Below are 10,666 nucleotides of genomic sequence, written 5' to 3'. Positions count from 1 at the left end.
GGCGACAGAGACTTCAGACTAACAATGCAAACCTGCGTCGCTGCGCTCCGACTGCCCGGCCGGATGAGCGTGGAATAGGTGGCCGGATGTTGGTGGGCTGGGTGGCCGGATGGCGTGGAATGCGCAGGAATGGCATGGGTTTGAAGAAAATTGGGCAACCACGCTGCAACGGTTTGCTCCAACTCCGGAAAATGGGACCAGCACTCACCTTGCGGTGGTATGGGCTCTGAAGAAACTGATCGATCGGCCTGAGGCCCGGAAGATCTTGATTGTGGCAACCGATGGCGATCCAGGTAATAGCGAGACTCTGAACGCGGCTATTGCAGAATCATCCGCCCTCGGAATCGAAGTTCGCTTTGTTCTGATCGGTGACCGATATAAGAGCCAGTACGCACGTGCCGGCTTAAACCATGGGGTTGCTCTCAACGAAAACGAGCTGGCAAAGGCGGTGTTCGAAGCGCTAAAACAGGCAGTAGCCTGGTCCTAAACTCTCCACACACCGAGTTCCTAAGGGAGCTCGGTTTTTTTTTGCATTTCTCTTCAATTCTCATCCCATGTGAAGCATTTCCCTGTACCAGGCCTTCGCAAGAGGCCCCAACCTGTCTATATGGGGATTACCATGGAAAACGTCGCTCAGTTCGCTCCTGTGAATGTCGAATTTGAAACAAAAACTGCGAAAGAAGTTTTTGGAATCACGTCGCCGTTCTTCGAAAACATGCAAATTAAAGTCTTCCCCGCTACGCCGCATACACCTGTAGTAGGGCATTTCAAATTCAAAGAAAGCAGCCTTACTCGGTTGATGCTTTGGGCCGCGGCAGCAAATCTTCCCGCTGGCTATTTTGGCGCAGAGATGAAACGCAACATGTATACGTTCGGCCCATCCGGGTGCGGTAAGACTAAACTAGTCGAAGCTTTTGCTTCGCGAACCGGACGCCCTATCTTCAGGGAGCAGTGTTCGAAAGAAACCACCCTGTCTGACCTTTTCGGTAGTTGGAAGCTTTGCGGTAAGGATCAAGGCATGAAATGGGTGTACGGAAAGGTTTGCCAATGGGCAAAGACCCCAAATGCGATACTGCTATTGGATGAGTGGGATCAGGTTCCAGCTGACGTCGCTATGGGTCTTAACGGTGTTCTGGATGGCGCTCCTATCCATCTGGACCAAACAGATGAAATCATCAAAATTGCTCCCGGCTGCATGATCATGGCCACAGGTAACACGAATGGCCGCGGCTCAGCGGGCGGACAAGGTGGGAGCGCTGCAATTTATAAAGGTACGCAAAAGATGAACTTTGCGAATCAGGACCGCTTCAACGTCATGTTCGAGACGTACCTGACTGAGCAGGATGAAATCGATCTGCTCGTAAAGGAGACGAATGCAAGCCCGTTAGCAGCAAAAGCAATGGCAAGTCTTGCAGCAAAAATTCGAGCCAATTTTATTGGCTTGAATGAAGACGCTGGCGCCGGCGGTATGGCTTTCCAGTTCACAATCACAACCCGCAACGTCCTTAACTGGTCAATGAACTTCAAGCTACTCACGGGGTTCGGGAAAAAACCAGAAGATGCGTACGTCGAAGCACTTAAAATGACGGTACTCGATTTTGCATCGAAGGACGAAGCATCGGCAATTCTCGGAACTTGGTCGTCCATCATGGGCACTCCCAGCAATCAATAACGCTACACCCCACCCCGGCTTTGCCGGGGTTTTTTTTGTCTTCAAGTTATGGGTAGCTGTGCGCCATCTCCTGTCACTAGGTCTTCGCAAGAGACCTGCATTTCAGTGAAATTCAGGAGAAGCATATGAGCACAATCCAATCCAATACCGACGTCAGCGTTCAGATCCTTCAGGATGTCGTGTTGTTCGACTGCATCATCGGTGGGAGCACTGGCGAGAAGACGGTTGAGGCTGATGACTTCATTCGTGAAGTCGGTAAAACATTGCCTAGTGGCACTTTTGCTTGGGTCAATAAATACCGAGCTGAAGCCAAACGCGAGATCCTGAAGGTGGGGGTTTCTCGTCGAGTTAACAATCGTGTGCGGGGGTATTTCGTACCCACGGCGCACGCTCAAGGCCTGGCCTTGGTGCTAAAGCAAATCAAAGATAAATACTTGGCAGAGAAGAAGAAATTCTTGGCTGAACTACCAGGTAAAGTCGAAGAGTGGGCCAAAGCGCCAGAGAATGCCGGTGTTACGAAGGCCGGCGGGAAAACTCGGGCAGAACTGATTCGTCTGCATGCTCCTCAACAAGGAGCTCTCGAAAAGATGCTGACTTTCGACGTCTCAGCTATTCGTATCAATGACACCAGCTACTTTGGTGAAGATGATGCGCTTCAGAAGGAGGTCAAGGGCCTGGTTGGTCAAGCTGCTTTTGAGATCTCCGAGGACGTACGTAGATCCTGGTCGGGACCGACAAAGGGCAACACAACATCTCGCGTTTTGGGGCTGGTGCGACGTGTCCAGGATAAGGCAGAAGCAATGAGTGTGCTTTCGAGTAAGTTCGGGAATCTGGCCAAGTTGTGTGGTGACGTTCTGGCCGCTGTACCAACAGGCCAGAGCATCGAAGGTGTCGCCTTCATTCAAGTATCCAGCTTGCTACAGTTCTGCATGGATCCGGAAAAAATCATTGGCGATCAAGCCACTGAATTTGATCCGCTCGAAGTCACTGATCAGAGCGCTACAACTGAAACTGAAAATAACACGAACGTCATTTACGGAGGGCCTCAAGCTGCGAATCCAGCGACGGGAAACTCAGCACCAAAAACGCCCGACACCGAAACAGGGGTATCCATCGTTCCTCCACTTCCAACTGATCGCGAGGCACATGCCAACATCTTCACCGATGACAAGCATGACGCCGTAGCCCTCGAGCCTGCTGCTCCGGTCTCTGAACCGGAACAACAGGAACCTGTCCAGCCGTTCATCTTCTAACCCACAAAAAAGCCCCGATCCGTATGGACCGGGGCTTCTTCATTTCCGGGGATACCGCGGCGGACAACGTTACTCGGTGAAGTTGTTGCCAGGCACTTCCACTTCGGCTTTAGCCATCAGGTAACGCTTGGATTCGCGCTCATACAACGAGACAAGGGTTATCCGCACGTTAATCGGGGTTTGTTCCCATTCTTCAGAGCTTGGTGCATATCCAGCCCACTGGGGGTCTTCTTGCATCTTCCTGATCGAGAGCCACAGCTGCTCGTTGAGATCTTTGGAGTTAAAAAAATCTTCAGCAGTGAAGTGCTCGGCGAGTAGGTAGACCTGGATAAGCGGAAGACCCAAAAACTCAGCAATTTTTTGCAGCTTCTCTTTGCCCAGTGATTTGATCTGGCGGTTGCCATTCGCAAGGGAGTTCCAGTAGATCTGAGTTACACCTACGATATCGGCAATAGCGCGATCTTGAAGGCCACGTTCAATAATGGCCTTTTTGATCATCTTAATCAGACGATGGCCTTCTATTTTATTCCGGTCACGTGGCGACGATTCATCTGTGGATGGCAGGTTTGAATCCACCGGCGCAGGAGCCTCAATCTGCGGTTGTGCCTGCGCGGAAGCTGATGCTGAAATTCTCTGCCGGCTAGATTTAGGTTCAGTCGTAGCGGACGCCGGCAGAACAGTCGCGTCAGGTGCGGCTGCTGGGGAAGAGGACGGTTGTTTAGTAGCGCCAGTCGATCGCGCTCTAGAGGCGGGCTTTGCAGTCCCCGATGGCGCTTTTGGTGCAGAAGCCTTTGCTTTACTTGCAGCACTTGCAGCCGCTGGTTTCTTCGCTGTGGTGCGAGTCTTGCTCTGCGGCTTCTTCGATTCAGTCGCAGGCGCACCTGCTTTATTTGCTGAAGCGCGAGACTGCCCTTGCGTAGAGCCATTTAGTTTCTTGTCGCTAGGTTTTGTCATGGTTACGGCTCCAGGTTGTTCGCGTGGGGTCGAAGAAGAAGGCGCCCCTTGTATGTTTAAATAAAGCAGGGAAATGCCATTATCTGTGAAATTAATTCTACACAGTTAACAACAAGATTCAATCTCTTGTTCATGTGGAACAAGAGGGTGATCGCCCCGTTTTTTGGGCTCTACACTTGAGCTGCATTGGGCCATATGCGGGCCCTATTGGTTATGGTTTGTCTACAACCTTGGCTCGAATCCGAGCATAGAGCCCGGCCCGCGCCAACAAGTTCCCTACACTCTTCACTTACCTACATTCATCACCACCGAGGCGCCCCCCAGCCAGGTAGGCATCCGAACCATCGATTAGTCACTCGCAAGCATTCGAATCGTATGCCTGAGTATCGATCCAAATGCCGCCCCCGCACCTAAAGCATGAAAATCCGACTAGTTGTATTATTGCTACGTGTTGAGTATCCTCGGGACCACCAACTCCAGCAAAAAAAGAGGTTCCTCATGCTCCCCCAGGACGCAAAGCGCAATCCGGATTCCTATTCGTATCCAAACGGGATGCTCAACTCAGGCTATATCGCCGGCGTCCTGCGGAATAACGATCCTGTAAATGGGATTTGCTACATCCAGCAGACCCGCAGTGAAAACCACATGCTTCCGATCCATTACGACCCGAAAAAGTCGCCGATTCCCCGCGAAATCAAAGAGTGGGATCTGATCATGGCGTTCGTCCACACCGACGGCGCTGTGGAGGGTGAAGATCGAATTGCCAGGCTCAAAAGCATCCGCTTTGAAGCCCCGAACTTCATGCACCTGGGCCCGCGGTTCCGTGATGACTTCATGAAGAAGTGGGGCGCCGCGGTTCATGCCGCCGCCATTGATTCCGGCACCCCGAAATCCGTCGAAGAACTGCAATCGATGCCAGGCGACGACAACGATGCTCGCCGGGACTCGTTTGACTGGAAAGCAATGGAACTGAACAAGAACGCCTCGAACCAGATCCGCATCGCCGGCTTCATCCAAGCGAAGTCGCTTGAGCGCAACCGCAGGCATCCGGTTGAAGGAACTCCAATCAATGATCGACTAGTAGTTCTGATCCGCCAGAGCAAGGATTCCGATCAGTCGATCCCGGTGCGCTGGTACGGTCGTAACCTCCAACCTCTTGCCGAGAAACTGGCCCGTGGTATGCCCATCGTTGTTTCGGGTGAGTTCCGTATCGACGTAAAGGCGCTTTCGCTGCCGGATCCTGAGACTCAAATCGCCCCTGTCTCGAAGATCCCTTTCATTCAAGCGAAAGACATGCCAGCACCGGTCGCCCCAGATTCTGGACATATCAAAATCGTCCCAGGCTGGGCGGCAGAACTCTTCAAGAGCCACGGTAGCGAGCAAACCGAAAGACCTGCTGCTGAAGATCGAACAGCTCTGTTTGATGCTGCCTTTGTTCCGCAAGAAGGCGGCGTGGTCGAACAACCAAGTTCGTAAGTAATCGGCAACGCCATACAAATAAAAAAGCCATCGAGGTCCTTGACCGCTGTCGATGGCTTTTTCCGTTGTGAAGCTGTGATAACTCACTCCAGCACCAGAACGCGATTGGCAGTTGGCTTCACCTCTAGAAAACAGAAGGCATGGGCAGAAATGGGCAAGATACTTATCATCACTGAAAAATCGACTGTGGCAGTCACCATCGCCAAAGCGATCGGCGGGTTCAGCAAGGTTGAAAACTGGCTCGAGAGTGACGATGCCATACTTGCTCCCGCTGCCGGGCATTTGGTTGAGATCCACTCAGATGAGATGGCGAAGGCCGGCAGGGATATCAGCAATCTGCCGGTGATTCCGGATCAATTCGAACTACGGATCATTGAGGAAAAGAAAAAATTCTACCAGGTGCTCGATCGCCTCATGCGCCGCCCGGATGTTAACGCGATCGCCAACGCCTGTGACGCCGGTCGAGAAGGGGAGTTGATTTTCCGGTTGATCTATAAAAGGGCCGGCTGCACGAAGCCAATGCTGCGCCTTTGGATGACCTCGACCACAGACGAGGCCATCAAATCTGCCTATGCAGGAATGCGCCCTGGCTCGGACTACGACAACCTCGCGGAAGCAGCTGAGATTCGCAGCGAGGGCGATTTTATCGTCGGGATCAATGCCTCCCGTGGCATTACCCGCCTCTACGAACGACAAACAGCAAAAGCCGAGACTTTCCCGCTGGGCAGGGTTCAGACTCCGACGCTTTCATTGGTCTGTGCACTGGAGCTCAGTATTCTTACTTTCCGCCCTGTGCCTTACTGGGAAGTACACGCTACATTCGGTGTCGGCGCCGGCAACTATGTCGGTAAATGGCAAGCCCCTATAGCTGTTGACGGATCACGCGAACAGAAGGACATCCATCCACACCGGATTCTGAATCGTGCAATAGCAGACGGCATTATTGCCAAATGCTCTGGTTCGGTGCCGACCAGTGTTGAGGAGGAAGTGAAACCAGCACAAAAGGGCGCCGGCAAACTGTACGACTTAACCGGCCTTCAGCGTGAAGCGAACCGCAAGTTTGGCTTCTCTGCTGCTTACACCCTGGAGCTCGCTCAGAAGCTCTATCTCGACCTGGGACTGACCACCTACCCGAGGACTGACTCCGCCTACCTGCCTGATGACTTCGTTGGTGAAGCAAAAAAACTCATGGGCACGTTCGGCGGCACTGTATTCGAAGATCACGCCCAGCGGATTCTTGATTCGGGATGGGTCAAGCCGAACAAAAAAATCTTCGACTCGAAAAAAGTGTCTGATCACTACGCGATCGTGCCCACCGGCAAGCGGGCAGGGGAGCTCACCGAAGACCTACAAACAATTTACGACATGATCGTGCGTCGATTCCTCGCCGTCTTCCACCCGCCGGCTGAGTACTCAGTTACCGTGCGACTTACGACTGTTGAAAATGAAGTTTTTCGCACAACGGGCCGCGTGTTGGTTTCGCCAGGCTGGATGCAAGTCTACGGCCCGGGTAGCGCGGACGCCGACGATTCAGAAGACCGCGACGCTGATGCTGACGACAAAAAAGAGTTAGTCCCTTACGTGAAGGGCGAGCCAGTTAACGCCATCGGCGTCGACTTGAAGATGCTTAAAACAAAGCCTCCTCAGCGGTACACCGAAGATACTCTGCTCGGTGCCATGGAAACAGCCGGACGCCTTATCGACGACGAGGAGCAGCGAGAGGCAATGAAGGATCGCGGTCTCGGCACACCTGTTACACGCTCAGCAATGATCGAATCGCTATTGGCGGCTAAGGATGGATCTAACCGCAAGAAAGACCCTTACATGTTGCGTGACAAAAAGTATCTCGCGCCCAGTGCCAAGGGGATGACGGTCTACCGATTTCTGCTGGAGAACAATATCCACGCACTGACCTCCCCAATACTCACTGGAGAGTGGGAACAGAAACTGCGATTGATGGAGAAGGGCCGATACAGTCGGAGCACCTTTAAAAATGAATTGTCTGAGCTAACAACTCAGATTCTTGAAACCATCAAAGAAAAGTATGCAGCCATAACCGTCAAGGTGCTGAAGGCGCCTTGCCCGAAATGCGGCGGGGCTGTGGAGATCCAGGCCAAGACGTTCGCATGTGCCGAAAATTGCGGTTTTTCGATCTGGCGTGAAATTGCCAAGCGCGTTCTCAAGGTGTCCGAAGCTGAAACTCTGCTTTCTGAAAAACTGGTGCTAGGCCTGAAGGGGTTTGTAAGTTCGAGCTCAGGGAAAAAATTTGAAGCGGGCTTGCGGCTAATGGATGAAGGGAAGTTGGAGTTTTACTTCGACCCAACCGCCAATACCAAAGATTCGAAGGGAAACGTTGTGACATGCCCGAAATGTCAGGGCCCAATGCGCCGAATCAAAACTGCTACTGGGCATTTCTGGGGATGCTCAGACAGAGATGTGTGCAAACACTCAATGAACGACCTTAACGGTGATCCAGTAGAGCGTCCGAAAGCACATGAATGCCCAGAGTGTGGAAAGCCCATGTACTTGCGAAACGCTGATAAATCGCCGTTCTGGGGATGCAGCGGTTTCGTCAAAGGCGGCGGCGGGTGCAACAACACCCTAAAGGACAATAACGGGACACCGGTACCGAAGTCACCGCTCGCGGCGCCGGCGCCCACGTCCAGTGTCCAACAGCCAGAACACGCGATTAAACCTCAGCTGGCGGACTCTGAGGTGTTCCTGTGAACGCAAACAACCGAGTGATCCGAGCGGCATTCCTTGTATTCGGCTTTTGGTGGCTGGTGTTCACCTTGATGGAATTCGGCGGCCAACCTCTTGAGGTGCTGGAAAACTGGCAATACCTCGGGAGCACGGTGTCTCGTTGGGTGCTCGGCGTCGTCGCCGGTTTAATCATTGGTGTTTGGTACATCTGGTTCGGCCGCGTGACCGCTATGAACCGACTGTTCAAGGGGAAGTTGGGCAATCGTCGTAATGGTGCACGCTCCACGCTGGGCGATGTGCCCACGCCATCCAGAACGCCAAAGCGAGTCGACAGCCCTGCGAAAAGACTCCCTATTGATAGTCAGCTAGTGAAGACGTGGGTTGAAGCCAACGAAAGAAAATTCCCGCAGCACGTAAAATTCTTTTGGGCAATCTGGGACACCTATTCGGCGCATCAGCTGTTTCCAGCGTCACATCGTAAAGGCGGCCATGGTAATCGACGGCTGTGGGAGCACTGCCTGGCGGTAACCGATATGGCGCTTGCTGATTCTGGTACCTATGTATTTGAAGGGGTCTACGTGAAGGCCCGGGGCAAACCCAGGTTTAAAATCATCGATCTCAAAAACAAAGAATTTCGCTTCGACGCACAGGATCCGCTGATCCCGCTTTTGGCTCTTGCACATGACATAGGCAAGCTCGAGGCTTATGTCCTGGAGGCCGATGGATCAGTCAAAACCAAGGAGGAGGGTAGCGCCCTTACCCCGCAGGATGACAATCGAATTTCTCATGACTCACTGGGCGCCCGTATTCTTGCGCGGTTTCCTGAATACTGGGATCTACCTGTACGGGACAGACAAACTATCAACCTGGTGATCGGTCACTATCATCACCCGAGTCAATTCCCTGTTGATCGCAATGGGCTAAGCCTTGATGATCGAATGACAGCGCTGATGGAGTTTTTGATTCAGGTCGACAAGAAGACCGGTATGGCTGAGTCAAATATCACTGACAGTTTGAATGAACAAGAGATCACCGAGGAAGAGTCGAGCGCGATTTACCACAGTTTTGTCAGCATTATCACCGAATTCGGCCGTGTTAACGGGACTGGTGATAAGGCCCGTGACTCCACATTGAAGATCGCCCAAAAGCATGATGGTTTGATCGTGGTGAAGGAAAAAGACCTGCGCATGCTCATCCTCGCCAAGATGGGCTGGTCCTTAGACGAGGGCGATGGTCGTTACCGGGTCACGCTTAACTTGATGTCGACACTGCAAGAGAAGGGTGTGCTGTACTCGATCCACAACAATGCGGACATGAGCCGGTTCTTTCCAATGTACTCGGTATCGTTTAGAGACCCGCAGACAGGGGCGCACCAGACGACGTGGGAGCCCGTAATTATCATTCGTCCTGTTTCGACAACCCCAGAATTGGCAGGCCTTGCCGGATTATCGAACTTGGTTTCGAAACTCGACGTCGAACGCCCACTTTTCACTCACAATCTTGGCATTCAAGAGGTGGACGGCCTTCGGTCGCTGATCGCACTAGGCTTCGGGAGCGAGGTTTCCGCCAAGGCGAACATCGCCGGCAAACAAGCGAAGGTATTGAACACCGCGCCGCCTGAGGGGGAGATTCCGCTGCCACAGAATGCCCCAATTGTCCCAACGCCGGGGGAAGCTGCATCAGGCCCGCTTACCGTTGATGTACCAGTTGAACCTGGGCACTCTGAACCGATCAATCAACCCGTAGAGGCAACTCCTCCGTCCCCTGTAATTCAGAAGCCCGCATTGCAGCCGGTGGAAACGGTACCGCCCGCAATCAGCGACGCCCCATCGGAACTGATTGAAGCCTCGGCAGAAGAAGATATGCAGCCGGATGAACTGCAATTGGAGATGGCTGGAGTGCTGGAGCAAGCTTCGTCCGATAACGACGATGATGAATTTATGGCGTTTGTCGGAGATCCCTTATCAGATGATGACAGTTTCGGGGATGCGTTCGCCGACTTCGGTGGAGAGCTGGCCAGCTCTCAACCTGGAACAAGCATAGAACCAGAAACGATTCCGTCGACTCCAGTGAAACCGCAGCTCATACCAGTTGAACCGCAGTCCTCAATCAGACCGGATCTGCCACCAACCGCACCGATTGCTGTAGCGATCCCAGATCCAGATGCACAGTCGTCCAGACGGAAGATCAGCCCGGCGGCAGAGGCTGCGGCACTGAAAGCCTTGGGTGATGCCACCCCGGACTTCACTGCTTTCGTTCAGCCTCGGAAGAAGAAGAAATCGGTGTTGAACAATATGAACCGAATTCGAGACGCTGTCGCACGTCAAGTTATACCTGTGTGCGGTAGTAGGGATGGGTTTGAGTATTTGCTGGAAGCTGACATTGTTGCCTTTGATGCGGATCTGGACCTTAAAGCCCTAATCAAAGCAGAGAAGCTTCCTACTGTGACGCCTAAGCCCGGATACACGATGATCGGATTTCCAATCTTGACCGAGCGATTGAGCCAAGAGTGGTAAAGCGGAGCGATCGGATCCCCCTGGCCTGCGCGACGCTGGCCGGGGATTATGTCCTGTGGATTCGGGAGTGTTCAATCCACCCAGTGCCA

General features: G+C 52.9%; 7 protein-coding genes. 6 read left to right on the top strand and 1 reads right to left on the bottom strand.

Going from position 1 to position 10,666, the window contains the following annotated elements; translation table 11 throughout:
* Nucleotides 1-109 precede the first annotated feature (109 nt).
* The 3 genes from JFT66_RS29335 to JFT66_RS29325 all read left to right on the top strand — a co-directional run bounded on the left by JFT66_RS29335 (nt 110) and on the right by JFT66_RS29325 (nt 2,925).
* Nucleotides 110-487 (top strand): hypothetical protein, encoded by a 378-nt coding sequence (locus JFT66_RS29335; RefSeq protein WP_198860609.1) that lies wholly within the window; start codon nt 110-112, stop codon nt 485-487.
* Nucleotides 488-619: 132 nt separating this feature from the next.
* Nucleotides 620-1,672, top strand: coding sequence for an AAA family ATPase (locus JFT66_RS29330; protein ID WP_198822870.1), 1,053 nt, complete (start codon nt 620-622; stop codon nt 1,670-1,672).
* A gap of 125 nt (nt 1,673-1,797) precedes the next feature.
* On the top strand, nt 1,798-2,925 hold the full coding sequence (locus tag JFT66_RS29325; protein WP_198822869.1) for a DUF3150 domain-containing protein: 1,128 nt from the start codon (nt 1,798-1,800) through the stop codon (nt 2,923-2,925).
* A 69-nt stretch (nt 2,926-2,994) separates the two neighbouring features.
* Here JFT66_RS29325 and JFT66_RS29990 read toward each other — a convergent pair whose 3' ends face one another.
* Nucleotides 2,995-3,879: a helix-turn-helix domain-containing protein gene (locus tag JFT66_RS29990; protein WP_233097224.1), complete on the bottom strand. Its 885-nt coding sequence runs from the start codon at nt 3,877-3,879 to the stop codon at nt 2,995-2,997.
* 498 nt (nt 3,880-4,377) lie between these two features.
* On the opposite strand from JFT66_RS29990, the gene JFT66_RS29315 reads away from it, so the two are divergent.
* The 3 genes from JFT66_RS29315 (at nt 4,378) to JFT66_RS29305 (ending at nt 10,577) form a co-directional block, all read left to right on the top strand.
* A complete protein-coding gene (locus JFT66_RS29315) occupies nt 4,378-5,355 on the top strand; it encodes a hypothetical protein (protein ID WP_233097223.1) in 978 nt (325 codons plus the stop codon).
* A gap of 153 nt (nt 5,356-5,508) precedes the next feature.
* Nucleotides 5,509-8,085: a DNA topoisomerase gene (locus JFT66_RS29310; protein ID WP_198822868.1), complete on the top strand. Its 2,577-nt coding sequence runs from the start codon at nt 5,509-5,511 to the stop codon at nt 8,083-8,085.
* Nucleotides 8,082-10,577, top strand: coding sequence for an HD domain-containing protein (locus JFT66_RS29305; protein WP_198822867.1), 2,496 nt, complete (start codon nt 8,082-8,084; stop codon nt 10,575-10,577). The genes JFT66_RS29310 and JFT66_RS29305 overlap by 4 nt, the downstream gene beginning before the upstream one ends.
* Nucleotides 10,578-10,666 lie beyond the last annotated feature (89 nt).

Source organism: Pseudomonas sp. MF6755 (genome assembly GCF_016405635.1).
Lineage (GTDB): Bacteria > Pseudomonadota > Gammaproteobacteria > Pseudomonadales > Pseudomonadaceae > Aquipseudomonas > Aquipseudomonas haemolytica.
This window is presented reverse-complemented; position numbering and strand designations above follow the sequence as displayed.

What these genes read in the sequence shown, in the direction of transcription:
- JFT66_RS29330 (WP_198822870.1), top strand. Translation starts at nt 620, where the DNA reads ATGGAAAACGTCGCTCAGTTCGCTCCTGTGAATGTCGAATTTGAAACA.
- JFT66_RS29315 (WP_233097223.1), top strand. Translation starts at nt 4,378, where the DNA reads ATGCTCCCCCAGGACGCAAAGCGCAATCCGGATTCCTATTCGTATCCA.
- JFT66_RS29335 (WP_198860609.1), top strand. Translation starts at nt 110, where the DNA reads ATGGCGTGGAATGCGCAGGAATGGCATGGGTTTGAAGAAAATTGGGCA.
- JFT66_RS29310 (WP_198822868.1), top strand. Translation starts at nt 5,509, where the DNA reads ATGGGCAAGATACTTATCATCACTGAAAAATCGACTGTGGCAGTCACC.
- JFT66_RS29325 (WP_198822869.1), top strand. Translation starts at nt 1,798, where the DNA reads ATGAGCACAATCCAATCCAATACCGACGTCAGCGTTCAGATCCTTCAG.
- JFT66_RS29990 (WP_233097224.1), bottom strand. Translation starts at nt 3,879, where the DNA reads ATGACAAAACCTAGCGACAAGAAACTAAATGGCTCTACGCAAGGGCAG.